Source organism: Pseudomonas sp. NPDC088368, assembly GCF_044753445.1.
Classification (GTDB): domain Bacteria; phylum Pseudomonadota; class Gammaproteobacteria; order Pseudomonadales; family Pseudomonadaceae; genus Aquipseudomonas; species Aquipseudomonas bambusae.
This window is the reverse complement of sequence record NZ_JBIVNG010000003.1, coordinates 169,703-188,341: the sequence shown is the minus strand read 5'-3', so window position 1 is coordinate 188,341 and position 18,639 is coordinate 169,703. Positions and strand designations below refer to the sequence as shown.

At 61.4% G+C, this 18,639-nt stretch carries 13 protein-coding genes and 1 pseudogene (1 of these 14 running past the window's edge); 7 read left to right on the top strand and 7 right to left on the bottom strand.

The window, feature by feature from the left end:
• The first annotated feature begins 569 nt into the window (after nt 1-569).
• The gene (dusA, locus tag ACIQAL_RS07200) at nt 570-1,571 is read left to right on the top strand and encodes a tRNA dihydrouridine(20/20a) synthase DusA (protein ID WP_401144535.1); all 1,002 of its coding nucleotides are present in this window, start codon (nt 570-572) and stop codon (nt 1,569-1,571) included.
• 80 nt (nt 1,572-1,651) lie between these two features.
• On the opposite strand, the gene ACIQAL_RS07195 is transcribed toward dusA, so the two are convergent.
• The 5 genes from ACIQAL_RS07195 to xylA all read right to left on the bottom strand — a co-directional run bounded on the left by ACIQAL_RS07195 (nt 1,652) and on the right by xylA (nt 7,726).
• Nucleotides 1,652-2,095, bottom strand: coding sequence for a hypothetical protein (locus ACIQAL_RS07195; RefSeq protein ID WP_341963959.1), 444 nt, complete (start codon nt 2,093-2,095; stop codon nt 1,652-1,654).
• A gap of 150 nt (nt 2,096-2,245) precedes the next feature.
• Nucleotides 2,246-3,382, bottom strand: coding sequence for a sugar ABC transporter permease (locus ACIQAL_RS07190; RefSeq protein ID WP_166595157.1), 1,137 nt, complete (start codon nt 3,380-3,382; stop codon nt 2,246-2,248).
• The gene (gene xylG, locus ACIQAL_RS07185) at nt 3,379-4,953 is read right to left on the bottom strand and encodes a D-xylose ABC transporter ATP-binding protein (protein ID WP_401144036.1); all 1,575 of its coding nucleotides are present in this window, start codon (nt 4,951-4,953) and stop codon (nt 3,379-3,381) included. Before xylG ends, ACIQAL_RS07190 begins: the two co-directional genes overlap by 4 nt.
• Nucleotides 4,954-5,147: 194 nt before the next feature.
• On the bottom strand, nt 5,148-6,149 hold the full coding sequence (gene xylF / locus ACIQAL_RS07180; RefSeq protein ID WP_341963962.1) for a D-xylose ABC transporter substrate-binding protein: 1,002 nt from the start codon (nt 6,147-6,149) through the stop codon (nt 5,148-5,150).
• Nucleotides 6,150-6,409: 260 nt separating this feature from the next.
• Nucleotides 6,410-7,726: a xylose isomerase gene (gene xylA, locus ACIQAL_RS07175; RefSeq protein ID WP_401144034.1), complete on the bottom strand. Its 1,317-nt coding sequence runs from the start codon at nt 7,724-7,726 to the stop codon at nt 6,410-6,412.
• Between the two features lie 164 nt (nt 7,727-7,890).
• Here xylA and ACIQAL_RS07170 point away from each other — a divergent pair, with 164 nt between their 5' ends.
• Together ACIQAL_RS07170 and ACIQAL_RS07165 are read left to right on the top strand one after the other, a co-directional pair.
• Entirely contained in the window at nt 7,891-9,111 is a 1,221-nt protein-coding gene (locus tag ACIQAL_RS07170; protein WP_401144032.1) for a XylR family transcriptional regulator, read from the top strand.
• Between the two features lie 25 nt (nt 9,112-9,136).
• Nucleotides 9,137-10,060, top strand: a complete 924-nt coding sequence (locus ACIQAL_RS07165; RefSeq protein WP_401144031.1) for a Gfo/Idh/MocA family protein — start codon at nt 9,137-9,139, stop codon at nt 10,058-10,060.
• Nucleotides 10,061-10,347: 287 nt separating this feature from the next.
• Here the strand turns inward: ACIQAL_RS07165 and ACIQAL_RS07160 are convergent, their stop codons facing one another.
• Together ACIQAL_RS07160 and ACIQAL_RS07155 are read right to left on the bottom strand one after the other, a co-directional pair.
• Entirely contained in the window at nt 10,348-11,304 is a 957-nt protein-coding gene (locus tag ACIQAL_RS07160; protein WP_401144029.1) for an alpha/beta hydrolase, read from the bottom strand.
• A gap of 480 nt (nt 11,305-11,784) precedes the next feature.
• A pseudogene (locus tag ACIQAL_RS07155) lies at nt 11,785-13,531 on the bottom strand (OPT family oligopeptide transporter).
• Nucleotides 13,532-14,305: 774 nt separating this feature from the next.
• Between ACIQAL_RS07155 and ACIQAL_RS07150 the strand changes: the two are divergent.
• From ACIQAL_RS07150 to ACIQAL_RS07135, 4 genes are all read left to right on the top strand, one after another.
• Complete coding sequence (locus ACIQAL_RS07150) at nt 14,306-14,779, top strand: sigma-70 family RNA polymerase sigma factor (protein ID WP_401144027.1); 474 nt, start codon at nt 14,306-14,308, stop codon at nt 14,777-14,779.
• A gap of 50 nt (nt 14,780-14,829) precedes the next feature.
• The gene (locus tag ACIQAL_RS07145; protein ID WP_401144025.1) at nt 14,830-16,524 is read left to right on the top strand and encodes a multidrug ABC transporter permease/ATP-binding protein; all 1,695 of its coding nucleotides are present in this window, start codon (nt 14,830-14,832) and stop codon (nt 16,522-16,524) included.
• A gap of 158 nt (nt 16,525-16,682) precedes the next feature.
• Nucleotides 16,683-18,011 (top strand): lysine N(6)-hydroxylase/L-ornithine N(5)-oxygenase family protein, encoded by a 1,329-nt coding sequence (locus tag ACIQAL_RS07140; protein ID WP_401144023.1) that lies wholly within the window; start codon nt 16,683-16,685, stop codon nt 18,009-18,011.
• A 120-nt stretch (nt 18,012-18,131) separates the two neighbouring features.
• On the top strand, nt 18,132-18,639 hold the 5' portion of the coding sequence (locus tag ACIQAL_RS07135; protein WP_401144021.1) for an amino acid adenylation domain-containing protein. It continues 9,224 nt past the right edge of the window; 508 of the gene's 9,732 nt are visible here — the first part of the coding sequence; the start codon lies at nt 18,132-18,134; the stop codon falls past the right edge of the window.

Sequence of the window (18,639 nt, the reverse complement as noted above, 5' to 3'; positions counted from 1 at the left end):
GCGTGCTCTGTCCTGTGGGTTTGATGACATTACCCGAGCGCCGCCGGTCACTCAAGGGCGTAAACCGCTTCAGAGACGCTGATTTAGAGGCCTGCGTTTGCGCAAACAGCAGGCCTGTACACCAGCCACGAACCGGGTACACGCAGACGTTTTTCGGTCTGTAGGGTTCATGTTCGTCGGTTCCCGAGAAGGGCGGAGACTCGATCCAGACTGGTTGGAGCACGAAGGGCGGCAGTCGTTCCTTGCGCGGGCCTCAATGGAATGGGTCATCAGGCGTTTTTCGTCCTGATGCCATAGCGAAAGGCTTACACGCCATCCAGCGAAAACGCCCTTCCAAAGCCACACGCCGAGGATTACATTGGATCCATGAACTGAAGCAAAGGAACCGCTTCGGAGATCACGGACGATCAGCCATTGCGCGGAGCGCTACCGACAGGATGTTGGAATGGCCATGACCTGAAAACAACCCGCTTCGGCGGGTTTTTTCTTGTCCGGACACTTCGCCCCGCGCGAACTGGTAAACTGTGCGCCCATTACGCCCGACCCGCCTGATCGCTCACATGTTGCCAATGACCGCCCCGCGCACCGCCACCCAGCCCGACGCACCTTCTCGCCGTTTCTCCGTGGCCCCGATGATGGACTGGACGGATCGCCATTGCCGGTTCTTCCTGCGTCTGCTCTCCAAAAACGCGCTGCTCTACACCGAGATGGTCACCACCGGCGCGCTGCTGCATGGCGACAGCGAACGTTTCCTGCGCCACGATCAGAGCGAACATCCGTTGGCCCTGCAATTGGGCGGGAGCAACCCGGCGGACCTCGCGGCCAGTGCGCGTCTGGCCCAGGCAGCAGGGTACGACGAGGTTAACCTGAATGTGGGTTGCCCAAGCGACCGGGTTCAGAACAACATGATCGGCGCGGTGTTGATGGGACACCCGCAATTGGTCGCCGACTGCGTGAAAGCCATGCGCGACGCGGTCTCGATACCGGTGACGGTCAAGCACCGCATCGGCATCAATGGGCGGGACAGCTACGCGCAACTTTGTGAGTTCGTCGGCACCGTGCGCGACGCCGGTTGCACCAGTTTCACCGTCCACGCCCGCATCGCGATCCTCGAAGGCCTGTCGCCCAAGGAAAACCGCGACATTCCGCCGCTGCGTTACGACGTGGTGGCTCAGTTGAAGCAGGATTTCCCCGACCTTGAGATCATTCTCAACGGCGGCATCAAAACCCTGGAAGACTGCCGGGAACACCTGAAGACCTTCGACGGCGTGATGCTGGGCCGCGAGGCCTATCACAATCCGTATCTGCTGGCCGAAGTGGACCGCGAGCTGTTTGGCGGTGACGCGCCGCCGATCACCCGCGCCGAAGCCTTGGCGCAACTACGGCCTTACGTCGAAGCCCATTTGCGCGACGGCGGCTCGATGCATCACATCACCCGTCACGTGCTGGGCCTGGGCACCGGCTTCCCCGGCGCGCGCAAATTCCGTCAACTGCTGTCAGTGGACATTCACAAGACCGACGACCCGCTGGGTTTGCTGGACAAGGCCGGGGCGTTGCTGGAAGGGCGTTAGACACCCCGCCTGAAACGCGTGAATGCCATTCGGTCCTGTCCATCAGGGGACCGACCTCCCACGTCGCGCGGCCCCGGGCATTACTTCGCCGCCCGGTCCAGATAATCGCAAAAATGCTTCTTCGCCTCATCCTCGGGGGTGTACAGACCTGCCTGTGTGACGAACGTCATGGTCACTTTCGAGCCGCTGCCTGACTTCTCCACCAGCGCATTCAGCGGCGCGACCTTGCTGGCGCCGACCTGCTGGTAGACGTTGATGATGCCGCTTTCAGGGTTGGAAACCTTCATCTGAAAACCCTCGGTCGTGAGGATATTGTTGACGTTCTTGAAGGCTCTTTTGTAGGGCGTGTCGGGCAGGTAGCCGTAGGTGCTGAAGCTTTTGCCGACGAGGATGTTGCCATCGGTGCGGAAGTTGTCGAGGCACTGACGGCCTGTCGGGTTGGATGCGCAACCCTGCAAGGCCGCGGCGGCGAGCAGGGTGAGGGTGATGCGTTTTGCCACAATCATGACGAACGGCTGTGTCATGCCATTTGCTCCGTACTTCCTGTCTGGAATGGTCTGCGCCCGAGGTGTCCGAGGCGCACATCAGTGAGGCCTGTGAAGCGTCTTGCGACACGCATCCTACAAGTTTTCAGGTGCTTGAGCGATGCGTGAAGCCGGTATTCGCGCCCGCCGCTAGCGCCTCCCGGTGCGCGTGCTGACATCGACCCACACGGCCAGTACCAGAATGCTGCCCTTGACGATCATCTGCCAGTAGCTGTCCACGTCGAGCATCGACATGCCGTTGTCCAGGCTGGTGATCACCAGAGCACCCAGCAGCGCGCCATACACCGTGCCCGATCCGCCACGCATGGAGGTGCCGCCGATGAAGCAGGCCGCGATGGCGTCCAGTTCGCCCATGTTGCCTGCCGACGGTGAGCCTGCGGCCAGTCGCGCCGTGTTGACCAGCCCGGCAAGGGCGCACATCACGCCCATGATGCCGAAGATCCACAGTTTCACTGCCTGCACGTTGATGCCGGACAGGCGCGTGGCTTCCATGTTGCTGCCCACCGAATAAATGCGGCGACCGAACACGGTCTGGCTGGTGATGTAGCTGAACACGCCGAGCAATACCAACAGCAGCAGCACCGGGACTGGAATACCGTCGTAACTGTTGAGGGTGTAGACGAAACCGGCGAGAACCGCGCCAATGGCGAGCACCCGCAGAATGTCTCGCACCAACGCGTGAGCCGCGAGGCCGTGCAGCGCGCGGTTACGACGCTGGCGCCAAGTGAGGAACAGCGTCAGGGCAAACAGCAAAACGCCCAGTACGACGCCCACCAACGGCGGCAGATAACCCTGGCCGACATACACCAGCTGTGGGGAAACCGGCGCAATGGTGGTCCCGCCTGTGATCCCCAGCAAAATCCCGCGAAACGCCAGCATGCCGCCCAGACCGACAATAAAGGACGGGATGCGCAGGTAAGCGGTCATGCAGCCGTTGGCCAGCCCGATCGCCAGGCCGCACAATGCAACGACGCCCAGGTTCAGGATCAGCGGTACGTGATAAACCACATCGAGAATCGCCGCAACGCCCCCCAGCAAACCTAGCAACGAACCGACCGACAGGTCGATTTCCCCGCTGATGATCACCAGCACCATGCCGCAGGCAAGAATGCCGGTGATGGACATTTGCCGCAGCAGATTGGAGAGGTTGCGCGGGGTTATAAAGCCGCCTTCGGTTTGCCAACTGAAGAACAGCCAGATCACCGCGATGGCGATGACCAGCGCGAGCATCTTGTAGCGGGTGAACAAGTGTTTGAGCTGATTCATGTACGCGTTTCCCTCGCATCACGGGGCTGATCGTTATTGTGATTGGCGCCAGCGGGGTGCAGGGCCGCCGCCAGCACCTGCTCTTGGGTCAGGCCCTGATTGATGAAGTCGCCACGCAACTGGCCTTCGCCGATCACCAGCACGCGGTCAGACACGCCCAGGACTTCAGCCAGCTCCGACGACACCATGATGATCGATACACCACGGGCGGCCAGGGCGCCCATCAGCTTGTAGATCTCGTATTTCGCACCCACATCGACGCCTCGGGTGGGCTCGTCGAGGATCAGCACGCGGGGTTGGGTCAGCAGCATTTTCGCCAGCACCGCCTTTTGCTGATTGCCACCGGAGAGGCTGGTGATCGGCAGGAACGGGCTTGCGGTCTTGAGGTGCATGCGCGCGATTTCTTTGTCGATGCTGCCCAGCTCGGCTTCGGCGTCGATGCGGGTCAGGCGCGAAAAGCTGTCGAGTACGGCAAGGGTGATGTTCTGGCCGACCCCCAGGTCGGGAATGATGCCTTGGCGTTTGCGGTCTTCAGGGACCATGCACAGCCCGGCGCGAATGGATTTCAGCGGCGTGCGCGTGTCGACGGGTTTACCCTCCAGCCAGACCTCTGCTTCGTAGCGACCGGGGTAGGCACCGAACAACGCTGACACGAGCTCGGTCCTGCCTGCACCCACCAGCCCGGCGATGCCGAGGATTTCCCCGCGCCGAAGGGAGAACGAGACGTCGTCGACGCGTTTGCGTTTCGGATTGTCGATGTCGTAACAGGTGACATGGCGTGCTTCGAAAACCACTTCGCCGACGTCGTGGGGCTCGGTGGGGTAGAGGTTGCTCATTTCGCGGCCAACCATCTGAGTGATGATCCTGGCGATGTCCATGTCGGCCATGGCCGTGGTCGCGATGTGTTTGCCGTCGCGAATCACCGAAATGGTGTCACAGACCGCCGCCACCTCATCGAGCTTGTGAGAGATGTAGACGCAGGCCACGCCCTTGGCCTTGAGGTCACGAATGATGTCTAGCAGCACCTCGATTTCCGAGCGGGTCAGGGCTGAAGAGGGCTCGTCGAGGATCAGCAAGCGGGCCTGCTTGTTCAGCGCTTTGGCGATTTCCACCAGTTGCTGATGCCCGCCGCCGTATTGCGACACCGGCAACGAGACGTTCATGTCCGGCACCTTGAGCTCGCGCATCAGCGCTTCGGCGCGGTGGATCATGGCGGGATAGTTCATGCGCCCGCCGGGCAGTGTCAGCTCGTGGCCCATGAAGATGTTTTCCGCCACCGAAAGGTCGGGGACGAGGGTCAGTTCCTGATGAATGATGACGATCCCGGCGGCCTCGGTTTCGGCGATGGAGTGCGCTTCCAAGGGCTGGCCGTCCCAGACGATTTCCCCCTCCCAGGTGCCGTAGGGGTAGACCGCCGACAGCACTTTCATCAGCGTTGATTTGCCTGCGCCGTTTTCGCCACACAGGCCGACGCATTCACCGGGGCGCACCGTGATGTCGATGCCATTGAGGGCTTTGACACCGCCAAAGGTTTTGACGATGCCGTTCATTTGCAGCAGGTAGTCGGACATTGCGGGGTCTCACACAAAAGCCAGAGGCGGGTGCAACGCTGCCGGTTTGCGCAATACCCTGTGGGACCGAATTCATTCGGGAAACGTCGTATCAGGCGATACATCCATGCCGGATGTACCGGCCCCTCCCGAATGAATTCGGTCCCACAGGTTGCGCGTCACGGCAGCCGATCGGGTCTGTTCAACGCGATCCGTTATTTCCCCGCTATCTGATCCTTCGTGTAGAAACCGTCCTTCTCCAGCACGTCGATGTTGTCCTTGGTCAATGGCGTCGGCGTCAGCAGGATGGTGTCGACCTTTTTGGTGCCGTTGTCATATTGCGAGCTGAAGGCCGGTTTTTCGTTGCGCGCCAGTTGCACGGAGAGCTTGGCGGCTTCCGAAGCGATGAGTTTGAGCGGCTTGTACACGGTCATGGTCTGGGTGCCGTCGATCACCCGTTTGACGGCGGCCAAGTCGGCGTCCTGGCCAGAGATCGGCACCTTGCCGGCGAGTTTCTGCGCCGCCAGGGCCTGGATCGCGCCACCGGCCGTGGCGTCGTTGGAGGCGACGATGCCGTCGATCTTGTTGCTGTTCTTGGTCAGGGCGTTTTCGACGATGCTCAGGGCTTCGGTCGGGTTCCATTCCTTGACCCACTGCTGGCCGACAATCTTTATGTCGCCCTTGTCGATGGCCGGTTGCAGCACTTTCATCTGGCCTTCGCGCAGCACCTTGGCGTTGTTGTCGGTGGGCGCGCCGCCGAGCAGGAAATAATTGCCTTTGGGCTGCGCCTTCAAGACCCCTGAAGCCTGCATTTCGCCGACTTTTTCGTTATCGAAGGAGATGTAGGCGTCGATGTCGGCGTTGAGAATCAGCCGGTCATACGACACGACCTTGATCCCCGCCTTCTTCGCTTCGGCCACGGCGTTGGTCAGCACGGTGGCATTGAACGGCACGATGACGATCACGTCGACGCCACGAGAGATCAGGTTTTCGATCTGGGAAATCTGCTTCTGCTCGTTGGCGTCCGCCGATTGCACGAACACCTTGGCGTCCATTTTTTCGGCCGCCGCGACGAAGTAGTCACGGTCCCGGGACCAGCGTTCGAGGCGCAGGTCGTCGATGGAAAAGCCGATTTTCGGATGAGCCGCATCCGCCATGACCGGCAGACTGAGCAAGGCGAGGGCAGAGGCGAGCAAGGTGCGTTTCAGGTTCTTCATTGTGGTGCGTCCTTTTATTGTTGTTTAGAGGCACTTCATGAGCGTGTCGCGGAGGAAACTGTAGAGACTTCAGTGGCGACGTGATGCAGAGAATTGTCGCGAGTTTGTCACCACATTTTGGTTGGAACTCGCCGGCAACTCACTCAACCTGAGGGAGCCGGCTTGCTGGCGAAGGCGGTGAATCAGCCACCTCACTGTCACTGACCGGACGCTTTCGCCAGCAAGCCGGCTCCCACAGATTCAATTCCCGGTGAATGCCGTCAGCGGTAGATAAACCGGCTCACAACGCCTTCGAGCATCTCCTGTCGGCCGCTGACTGCCTGCGGGTTCAGGTCATGTTCCAGCGCATGTCGGGCGAGGGATTCGAGGCTGAATTCGCCTGTCTGCACGGCGCGACCGAAGGGCTGGTCCCACCCGGCATAACGTTGGGTCTTGAACTGCTGCAGGACATCGTTCTCCACCATCGCGGCGGCGCGTTCGAGGGACAGGGCGAGCACATCCATCGCCGCCACATGGCCGTAGAACAGGTCAACCTCATCGAGACTCTGGCGACGCACCTTCGAATCGAAATTGAAACCACCATTCTGGAAGCCGCCCGCCTTGAGGATTTCGTAGGTGGCGAGGGTCAGCTCTTCGACGCTATTGGGGAACTGGTCGGTGTCCCAGCCGTTCTGGGGGTCGCCACGATTGGCGTCGATGCTGCCGAAAATACCGAGGGAGGCCGCCGTGGCGATTTCGTGGTGAAAGCTGTGCCCGGCGAGGGTCGCGTGGTTGGCTTCGATGTTGACCTTGATCTCCTTTTCCAGACCGAACTGCTGCAGAAAACCGAAGACCGTGGCGCTGTCGTAATCGTACTGGTGCTTGGTCGGCTCCTGGGGTTTGGGCTCGATCAGCAAGTCGCCCTTGAAGCCAATGGCGTGCTTGTGCTCGACCACCATGGCCATGAACCGTCCGAGCTGTTCGCGCTCGCGCTTGAGGTCGGTGTTGAGCAGGGTTTCATAGCCTTCGCGACCGCCCCAGAGCACGTAGTTCGAACCGTTGAGGCGCTGCGTGGCGTTCATCGCGTTGAACACCTGGGCGGCAGCGAAGGCGAACACCTCAGGGTCCGGGTTGCTCGCAGCGCCTGCGGCAAAGCGCGGATTGCTGAAGCAGTTCGCGGTGCCCCACAGCAGTTTCAGGCCGGTACGGGCCTGGTGGCGTTCGAGCTCATCGACCATCTGGGCGAAGTTGCGGGTGTATTCCTTGAGGCTCGCGCCTTCGGGGGCGACATCGGTGTCGTGGAAACTGTAGTAGTCGATGCCCAGCTTGGAGAAGAACTCGAACGCCGCGTCGGCTTTGAAGCGCGCCACCTCCATGGCATCCCCCGTCTTGATCCAGGGTCGCTTGAACGTGCCGACGCCGAACATGTCGGCTCCCGGCCAGACGAAGGTGTGCCAGTAACAGGCCGCCATGCGCAGGTGCTCGCGCATCGGCTTGCCGAGGATCAGCTTGTCGGCGTCGTAATGGCGAAAGGCAAGGGGGGATTCGCTGTGCGGGCCTTCGTAGCGAATGGTGTCGATTTCGGGGAAGCAGGGCATCGAAGTATTTCCTTATTGTTCTTGGCGTTGCCCCGATACTAGCAACGGCCTTGGGCCTTCCGATTACGAAAATCACCAACTCGGTGTTCGATTTTGAGTGTTGAGATTCCCTCTCGGCAGGCCTAGTCTGTGCCCACCTGTTTGGCAGGCCCGGGAGAAAAACAATGAAAACCGTCCCGCCCGTGCACCGTATCGCGCTGTTGTTCAACGGCGGCAAAATCTATGATCGCGGCATCATCACCGGCATTGGCGATTACCTCAGCAGCACGCGCGCGTCCTGGGACCTGTTCCTTGAGGAGGATTTCCTCTGCCGTTTGAAAGGCATCGAGCGCTGGCAAGGCGACGGGATCATTGCCGATTTCGACGACCCGCTGATCGGCGAAGCATTGGCGCACAGCACGCTGCCGGTGGTGGCGGTGGGTGGCTCCTACGCCGACCCCGACGCCTACCCGAAAAACATCCCTTATGTCGCCACCGACAATGTCGGCTTGATCAAAATGGCGTACGAGCACCTGATCGAAGCGGGGCTGACCCGATTCGCCTGCTTCAGCCTGCCCGAGGCGCAGAGCAATCGCTGGGCCCAGGAGCGGGAAAACGCCTTTCGTAGCCTGCTCAAGCGCGATGGCGTGCGTGGTGAGGTCTATCGCGGCTTGAGCACCAGTGCGCCGTTGTGGGACAGCGCGGTGGAGCAGCAGATCGCCTGGCTGCAACGCCTGCCCAAGCCCATCGGCATCATTGCCGTCAGCGACGCCCGTGCCCGGCAGTTGCTTCAGGCGTGCCTGACCGCGGGCATCGCGGTGCCGGAGCAAGTGGCGCTGATCGGCATCGACAACGACCCACTGACCCGCACCCTGACTCGCGTGCCGTTGAGCTCGGTGATTCAGGGCACGCAAAGCATGGGGCGGATGGCGGCGCACATGCTGCACCAGATGCTCCACGGCATGCCGTCCACGACCCATCAGATTCTCGTGCCGCCCGAGGCGATCAACGTCCAGGCATCGAGCCTTCATCAGCCGCTGGGCAATCCGTATGTGATGCAGGCGCTGCATTTCATCCGGCAGTACGCCTGCCAGGGCATCAAGACGGCCCAGGTCGCGGGCTATGTCGGTATCTCCCGGTCGTCACTGGAAGCGCATTTCCGCAAGGAACGCAGCTGCACCGTGCACGACGAGATCCTCGGGTTCAAGCTCGCGGCGGCGGCTTCACGGCTACAGAACAGTGATTCGGCCATTGCCGACATTGCCCAGCACTGCGGCTTCAAATCCGCGCAATATCTGCACACGGTGTTTCGCCGCGAGTTCGGCTGCACGCCTCGGGAATACCAGCAAAGCGCCGTTCATTCATTCGATTCTCATACGCGTTCTGCGGAGCGCGTCTTTACATGACACGTCACGATCACAGGAGTCATCGATGCATCCGATTCGTTTAGGGCTGGTGGGTTACGGCAAGATCGCACAGGACCAGCACGTGCCGGCGATCCGCGCCAACCCGCAATTCGAACTGGTAGCGGTGGCGACGTTGGGGCCGCACTGTCCAGGTGTCGAGAACTTCGGGTCGCTGTCCGAATTGCTCGCCAGCGACGTTCAGGTAGACGCGATTGCCTTCTGCACGCCGCCCCAGGGGCGTTTCGCGCTGGTCGACGAAGCGCTGAATGCGGGCAAGCATGTGCTGGTGGAAAAGCCGCCGTGCTCGACGTTGGGTGAGGCGTTTGCGCTGATCGACCACGTCGAACGGGCCGGGGTGAGCGGTTTGTTCGCCTGGCACTCACGGTTTGCGCCAGGCGTGGCGACTGCAAAGGCGTGGCTTGCAGGCACGACGCTCAACGAGGTGCGCATCGAGTGGAAAGAGCAGGTGCGCAAGTGGCATCCGGGTCAGACCTGGATCTGGCAGGCGGGCGGGCTGGGCGTCTTCGATCCGGGGATCAACGCGCTGTCCATCGTCACTGACTTGCTGCCGGGCGCGCTGTTCGTCGAGTCCGCCGCGCTGAGCGTGCCGAGCAACTGTCAGTCCCCCATCGCCGCGTCGTTGAATATCCGCAACGCGCACGTGTCGGTGAAGGCGGCGTTCGATTTCGACCACAGCGTGAATGAGCTGTGGCGCATCGAGTTGCACAGCGATGGTGGCGTGCTGCGTCTGGATTCGGGCGGGGCTGAGGTCAGCCTCAATGGCGTGGCGCAGGCCGTGTCGGAAGAGGGCGAGTACCCCGCGATGTACCGGCATTTCGCGCAATTGATCGCCGAGGGCCGCAGTGATCTTGATTTGCAGCCACTGAGGATCGTGGCTGACAGTTTCTTTGTGGGCAGCAAGGAGACGGTGCCGGCGTTTTATGAGTGATGGAACACCGCCCTCGATTCTGGCCGAGGCCCTGAGACTTCGGTGTGTCAGGCAAACCCTGCAATCCAATTTCGCTGCCGGTGCCCGGCAGATCGCAGGCAAGCCAGCTCCCACGGCCTTCGGCCAGAATCTAAAGCCTAAATCGCGCCGCGATCCCGCTTCTGCCGAAGGCGTGGGAGCTGGCTTGCCTGCGATCGGCTGCGCAGCAGTCGCAAACCCGATGGACGCGAAGTGCCTGACACCATCAGGGTGTCTGGTCTGACTGCCGCGATGCGGCAGCATAATCTTTAATTCAACACAAAATCATTCTTCATCCGCAGCGTCCGGCTCGGGATGGAGTTGCGGTCAATCCCGCCCTGAAGCGTGTAGGCCAGATCGTCGTACCAGTTCGCGTCTTCCAGGTACCACGAATGTGACACCAGCCCGTCGATCACTTCGAACTTGCGGTTTTTCACAGCGAGATAGCGAGGACCGCAATCGACGTCCAGCGCCTTGTCGTCGGCGGGAGTGTCCTCGGGCATGCCGACCCGGCCGACCCGTGAGCTGGTGTCGATGTTTTTGGCATTCGAAACGGCCAGCGCTTCGTCATAACCGCTGAAATAGTTCGTCAGCCGCCCGCAATGGCTGAACGTCGGGATCATGTCCGAGTTGCCCAGCGCGAAGCACGACGACGAAATGTCAGCGCCAAACAGCACCATCTGGCCGATGCGCCAGTCGTTGGCCAGCCCCGAATCACGCATTTTGTCCACCGACCGAAAAGCTTCGCGCACCACAAACGCACCCATGGAGTGGGCCATCACGTGGACGTTGATCGGGCACTCGGGCAGCGAGAAGGTCATGAACGGGACGATGCCGCGTTTGACCAGCAGCGCGGCGGAGTCTTGCGCCTTGCCGCGATCCGCCAGGTACAGCAGGGTTTTGCTTTCTGATGGCCAATCAAACCCCACCACCATGCACGGGTAGTTGCGGGCGCGCAGCTCGCGTTCGATCAGCCGTTGTCGAGTTAGTGCTTCTTTTGAGTTGGTGTTGTAGCCGTGCACGAAAAACACCACGTCCAGCGCCGTGCCCTTTGCCGGGGCGGCCTGTTCGAGAATCGCGGTCATCCATTGCTTGGCCGAATTGATGCTGTGAATGGGCGACGGCTCGGCCGCATCGGGCGGCACTTTCAGGTAGGTGCCTGGGCCAACGTCTGTGCCGAAAGCACCGTTGGCTTTGCTGCGGGTACTCAGAATGAAGCTGTCCATGGAGAAGAGTCCTTGCTGTCCGATTGACGGAGCGATCCGATTGACGGATTGGCCATTCTGAGCAGCGACCGAGGGGCGCCCGCACGAGCGGCGCAGTTCTGGGTTCGGGGCGCGGCAATGCGGATCGGCGAGTGCTCGACAACCCAAGAGGTGTAGCGTTGGATAGACGACTTGTCCAACCCGATCAGGCAGGACAGCACGCGACGGGGATTACAGGCGCAGGAGGGACACCGCGTGAAGGGTCAGAAGTGACCGACGCCCGCGAGCGCGATGGAGAAGGAAACGATCAGCATCAGCAGAATGGACATGTTGATGGACATGGGTGAAATCCTTGTTCAGTTTGGTCAATGCCGACATGATCCCGATCTGCGCGCAAAAAATGAACGGCGTTCGTGTGGATGTTCGCTATCGATACAATCAATACTCCAGGGCTTTGAAACGCGGCTTGCGGGTGTGTCAGGTCCGATACATGCCCGTGTTCTACAGGTTTTTAAACATCTCCCAGAACGACGCCCCGACGCCGGTCATGCTCTCGCCCGCGATCAACCCGGCGGCCGCGGTGATCGCAAACCGTTCGGTGAGGCTCGGCCAGCGACGGCTCACGGCCCAGGTCAGCACCGCGCCCATCCCCATCATCAAGGACGTCGAGGCCGGCAGGACGAACGCCAGGCCCAGAGCTGCTGAACTGGGGAGCCAGCGCGCCAGACGCTGAGGCAGCAGGGTGTCAAGCGCGCCCAGGAGCACGCCGAAGAGCCCACCGACAACGATCGCCCAGCGAATCTGCGGCGTCAGCGACCCCAGGCCATGGGTCAGGGTTTCGGCCACGGCTTTCCAGGTGGCGACAGCAGGGGCGGGCCATTGCTCGGTGAGCAGCATGTGCTGGGGATCGGGAATCAGGGCGAGGTACACCAGCACGCCGACCACACTGCCGATGAAGATGCCGATGCATTGGGCGACGACCTGTTTTTTCGGGGTCGCGCCGATGGCCAGGCCCACCTTGAAGTCGTTCATCAGGTCCGTCGATTGCCCGGCCGCGCCGCCCGCCGTGTTGGCGCTCATCAGGTTGATTGGCACCTCGCCCGGCGCGATCAGGCCGAACGTCAATTGCGACAGCTTGCCGATGGCGCCGATGGGCGCGATACCCGTGGCGCCGACCACCCGCGCGGCCACGACGGCCAGACAGATCGCCAGCGGAATGCTCAACAACGCCATCCATAGGTCGATCCCAAACAGCGCGGCTTGAAGACCGACGACCAGCGCAATCGACAGCACCAGGCCAACGGCGGGGCCGGGAGAGAAGGGTGCACGGGCGCGTTTTTCTTTGGGGCTTTGGTCCGTTTTGGGGCCAATGAAAAGGCGGATGCCCAACGCTGTCAGCGTCGAGCACACCATCAGGCTGACCCCCGGCCACAGCAGCCATTCGACGAGCTTGGCAAACTGCGGACCTGTGGCGTCGGGGGCCAGCATCACCCAGCCGTGATCGAGCAGCCATGGCGACAATCCGCCCCCACGCCAGCAACGCGCCAATCAGCAGGCTCACACCGACGCGAATGCCGATGATCCCGCCGAAGCCGATCAGCAGCAGTGAAGGGTCGAGGGTGAAGGTCAACCGCTCCAGTTGCGCAGTGGGCGCCCAGCGCGGAATTGCCCAGACGAAGCCGTCGATCCACTTCACCAGTCCCGACAGTAACGCCGCGCCGAACAACACTTTGATGCGGGTCACCGCCTCCTGCCCGTGACGATAAATGTGCTGCAGGGTTTCCAGCGTCGCCATACCCTCGGGAAACTTCAGGCCGTTGTCGTTGAGCAGGGTGGGGCGCAAATACCACGCGATCCAGATGCCGAGAAAGCTGACCGAAAACACCCACTCCATCATCGGCACAGGGTCCAGTTGCTGGCCGGTCAGCAGGGTGTACGCGGGGATCGGCGCCACCAGCCCGCCCGAGATGATCGACGCGGCGGCCGAGGCGACGGTCTGGTTGATGTTGCTCTCATGGAGGGTCCACGGCGGCTGCCGGTGATTGCGACGGGCGAGGCTTTGCCAGATTCCGAAACCCACCAGCAGCGCGATGATCGACATGTTGAACGACCAGCCGATTTTCAGTCCGGCATAGACGTTCGAAGGCGTCAGCAGAGTGCCCAGCACAGCGCCAGTCAACACGGCACGCAGGCTCAGTTCACGCTCGATGCGGAGGGTAGAAGGGGGCGTCGCGGCGTATTGGCCCATGGAGCGTCCTGTGGTCGGTGTCAGGACTAATGAGCGTCATGGGGTGGGAAAGGTTCAGCAGTGGTGGAGTCTGCGGTGTGTCAGAGGCACCACATTGAGGTTTTGCGACTGCTGCGCAGAGAGCGTGGCTTACTACCATGGTGAGTCACGCCCTCTGATCAGAAGCGAGTTAGCGGCACGGTTCAAGCTCTTGATTCTGGCCGGAGGCCGTAGGAGCTGGCTTGCCTGCGATCGGCTGCGCAGCAGTCGTAAAACCACACAACGCGGTGAATCTGATGCACCGCGTTTACCGGGCTTGCTGCCGCTGCGCGCCAGATCGCAGGCAAGCCAGCTCCTACGCCCTTCGGGCAGAGGCAAGACTGTGTTCCTCCCAGAGGGCATGCGACACCCGTCGCAAGTCCGCTATGAAATGTGTCGCCAATGACACGATTTTCACGCCCCCAAAATTGCTGCCGCGTAGGAAATAGGCGACCATCAAAACGTTTTTTAAACGACAAAAATCCTTCTGAATCATAATTTTAAAAAGCGTTTGCCAGCATTTCGCCGCCACTTGTCGAACAACAAAACGACCATGTGCTTATAACGAAAGTTTCACCAATCGGTAAAATTTCTTACGTTGCAATGAGAATCGTTTGCGTTATCCTTCGCGTCTCTTTGACACCAGGGATGCCAGACAAGATGGGTTTTCAACCTGCAATGAGCCAGCCCACAAGGCTTCGCTCCTCCTGTGTGGGCGGGGCTTGTGTCCCGATAGATCCTCGTCTCGACGCGCTGATGGGCACTTACAACACCCATCGCGAGGGGCTGTTGCGGCTGGCCGCCAAATTCCTCGGCTGCCGTGCCCGCGCCGAAGACGTCGTGCAGGACGCGTTCCTGAAGATGCTCGAAAGCGATCTGTCGTCTATCGAGCCTGCCCGCTATATGTTCCGCGTGGTGCGCAACCTGGCCATCGACCGCCTGCGTCGTCAGCGGCTGGAGCGCAACCACGGCGCCGAAACCGAGCTGGACGAGCCGCCGCGTTTCGAGGTCTCACCCGAGCGCGTACTCGCCGGGCGCGAGTCGCTGAACCAACTGGTCGGCGCCCTCAACGAACTGCCCAAGCGCATGCGCATCGTCTTCAACCTCAGCCAGATTCAGGGCTACACCCAGCGCGATGTGGCCAAGGTGATCGGCACCTCGCCGACGATGGTCAACTTCCTGCTGCGTGACACCCTGTCCCATTGCCGCGCCCGGCTGGGCGAGCTTTAGCCGCCGACGCTTCACCCTTTGTTTTCTGCTTTCACTGCCCGGAGTCATCCATGAAATTAGTTCGTCTGGTCTTCCAGCAATACCGTTGGCCACTCGCGATGGTGTTGCTGTTGAGCATCAGCAGCGGCCTGTTGAGCGTGGGTGTGATCGCCTTCGTCAACCAGCGCATGATCAGCACCCACGACGGTCTGGGCACCGCGTTGTGGCAGTTCGGCCTGATGCTGGTCCTGCTGTTGGCGCTGGCATCCGGGGCGTCGCTGTCGCTGACCGCGCTCGGCCATCGTTTCGTCTACGGCCTGCGTCGGGTGATGGTCAAGCGCCTGCTCGACACCAACATCGAGCGCATCGAAGCCATCGGCGGGGCGAAAATCTTTGCCAGCCTGTCCAGCGACATTCGTGCCGTGACCATGGCGTTCGTGCAGTTGCCAGACCTGATCTACGGCACCGTGTTGAGCGTTGCCGCCTTCAGTTACCTGGCCTGGCTGTCGCCGTCGCTGTTCATCACCACGCTGTGCTGGATGGCCTTCACCCTCGGCGTCGGCTGGCTGCTGGTGGGCAAACTCAACGCCCACATCCGCGCGCTGCGTGAGTCCGAAGACAAGCTGTACCAGAGCTATCAAGGCGTGATTGACGGGCGCAAGGAATTGACCCTCAATCGTGACCGCGCACGTCGTCTGTACGAAGAAACCTTCGACGCCGCCGCCTTGCGCTATCGCGAGCATTTCACCCTCGCGGACCGCTACCACGGCCTGGCGAGCAACTGGGCAAACATCATGGTTCTCGGCACCATCGGCCTGGCGTTTTACCTGGCCAACGGCCTGGGCTGGGCACCGACCGAAGTGGCCGCGACCTACGCGCTGACCGTGCTGTTCATGCGCACGCCGCTGGTGCTGGCCGTCGCCGCGATCCCGGCGCAAATCTCTGGCCGCGTGGCGCTGGACAAGGTCGAATCCCTGGCGCTGGCCGAGCATCACGACAGCTTCGAGATCGCGCCGAGCCACATTGTCGGCCACTGGCAAACCCTCGAATTGCGCGACGTCGAATACCACTACCCGGCGCAGGGCGATGAGCCCGGTTTCGATGTGGGCCCGGTGAACCTGACGTTGCGCCGTGGCGAAACGGTGTTCCTGATGGGTGGCAACGGCAGCGGAAAATCCAGCCTGGCGCGCCTGCTCAGCGGCCTGTATCGCCCCTCGGCAGGGGCGATTCTGATCGACGGCCAAGTGATCGGTTCGGACGACTGGCTCGCCTATCGGCACCTGTTTGCGAGTGTGTTCACTGACTTTCATCTGTTCTCGCAACTGCTGGGTGCCGACGGCGAAAACGCCGCTGCCGAGCACATCGATCACTGGCTCGACCAACTGCACATGAAGCACAAGGTGCAGATCGGCAACGGCCATCTGCTCGACACGCGCTTCTCCCAAGGGCAGCGCAAGCGTCTGGCGCTGCTGCTGGCGGTGCTGGAGAAACGCGACATTCTCTTGCTCGACGAGTGGGCCGCCGACCAGGACCCGTTGTTCCGCCGCTTCTTCTACCGCGAGCTGTTGCCGATGTTCAAGCAGGCCGGGATCACCGTGTTTGCCGTCAGTCACGACGACCAGTATTTCGATCTGGCAGACCGTCTGGTGAAGATGGAGTCCGGTCAGCTCAGCGAATTGCAGGGTGATCGCCGCGACAACGCCAGCCGTGACGCCGTGGAAGAAATCGGCGGCGCGTATTCGCTGAAAACCGTAAAGGCTTTGTAAGTTTTTCACCCCCGAAGACTAAACAGCCGAAAGGCTCAGGCGTCTTTAATGATAATCAGTCCTATTCATCACTGATGCGCGTGAACTGCCCCCAACTGCTTGTGGCAATACCTTTGCAGCTGGATCTCATCGCGCATCGCGCCTAACGAGAGGGAAGCATGGAACTCGTCTACGACTACATCGGCATTGGTTTCGGCCCGTCGAACCTGGCTTTGGCGATCGCCACCCAGGAGCATGCACTGCGCAACGGTCTGGCGCCCCAGGTGTGTTTCCTCGAAAAGAAGCCCGCGTTCAACTGGCACGAAGGCATGCTGATCGACGGCTCGACGATGCAGATTTCCTTCCTCAAAGATCTGGTGACGCTGCGCAATCCGGCCAGCCGTTTCACCTTCGTCAACTACCTCAAGGAGCGGGGGCGTCTGCAGGATTTCATCAACCTCAAGACATTCTTTCCGACCCGCGAGGAGTACACCGATTACCTGAGCTGGGCGGCCTCGCACTTCAATGAGCAGGCCCATTACGGTGAAGAAGTGATCTCGGTCGAGCCGCATTTTCTGGACGGCCGCTTCGTCGCGGTGGACGTGCTGTCCCGAGGGCCGGGCGGTGGCGTTTCCCGCCGTCGCGCACGCAATCTGGTGTTCGGCATCGGCGGCATTCCCCAAGCCCCGGCGGCGTTTGACGGCCTGAGCGACCCGCGCATCCTGCACTCGGCGGGCTATCGTGGCGGCATCGAGAAGCTGCTGACCAACCGCCCTGGCCCCGTGCGCGTGGCCGTGGTCGGCGGCGGTCAGAGTGCGGCGGAAATCTTCGAGGATCTGGCCAGCCGTTTCGACAATGTCGAGGCCAGCCTGGTGATTCGTGGCAGCGCCTTGAAGCCCTCCGACGACAGCCCCTTCGTCAACCAGATCTTCAACCCGTCGTTCACCGACACAATTTTCAATCACAGCGAAGAGCGCCGCGACGCGCTGTTCACTGAGTTCCGCAACACCAATTACTCGGTGGTCGACACCGACCTGATCGAAACCATCTTCCAGCGCATGTACCAGCAGAAGGTTCGCGGTGAGCAGCGTCATCGCTTGCTGACCAACCGCGAAGTGGCCCACGCCGAAGTCAGCGCGGCGGGCATCGAGCTGTTCCTGCGCGACGCGCCCCATGACCAGATGCACAGCGAGTCCTTCGACGTCGTGGTGTTGGCCACCGGTTACCGTCGCGACTATCACCTTGAGCTGCTGGCCGGTGTGCAGGCGTACATCCAGGGCTCGAACGTTGACCGCAATTATCGTCTGCCACTGAGCGCGGGCAGCGAAGCGGGCATCTTTCTGCAAGGTTGCTGCGAAGACAGCCATGGCCTGAGCGACACGCTGCTGTCCGTGCTGGCCGTGCGTTCCCAGGAAGTGGTGGAGTCGATCTTCGCCGACTACGAGCAGCCTTGCTCAGCCCGACCGGCGCACCCCCATGAGCGGGTGGCGCTGAAGCTGGCGCGCTGATGTAGCGCTCGTCGCCAAACGGTGGCCGTTCGCGGCCGCCTCATCCTTTTTCACAACGTTGCGGGAGGCCTGACCGGGCCTTCCGTGGGTTGAGCCTTGCCGAAACAAACAGGTGAAAGCATGACATCCATACGAGATCAGGCCGCGCATTTTCCCGAACTGGTGGGCTTGTATGCGCAGCGCCAGCCGGACCGGATTGCCCTTCGACACATCGTCCATGAAGATCAGGCCCCGCTGCTGACCACCTACGCCGAGCTGGACCGCCAGGCCCGGGCCGTGGCCGGTGTGTTGCAGCATCAGCTGGGTGCGCAAGGCGGCGAGCGCTGCGTGCTGATCCTGCCCACTGGTGCCGATTACGCGGCGGCCTTTCTCGGCTGTCTGTACGCAAAAGTCATCGCCGTGCCCGCGTTTGCGCCCGAGTACAACCGGCAGACGCACCTGGATCGGCTAACGGGCATTCTTCAGGACGCGGCGCCGGGCGTGGTGCTGGGCCGCCGCGAAGACCTGGATAAATTCCAACACCTATTGCAACCGTTCATGCCCGCGGGCGGACGCTTCATCGCCATTGAAGACATCGACGGTGGGCAAGGCACGTTCCAGCCCTCGTTGATCGACACTTCGTCGCTCG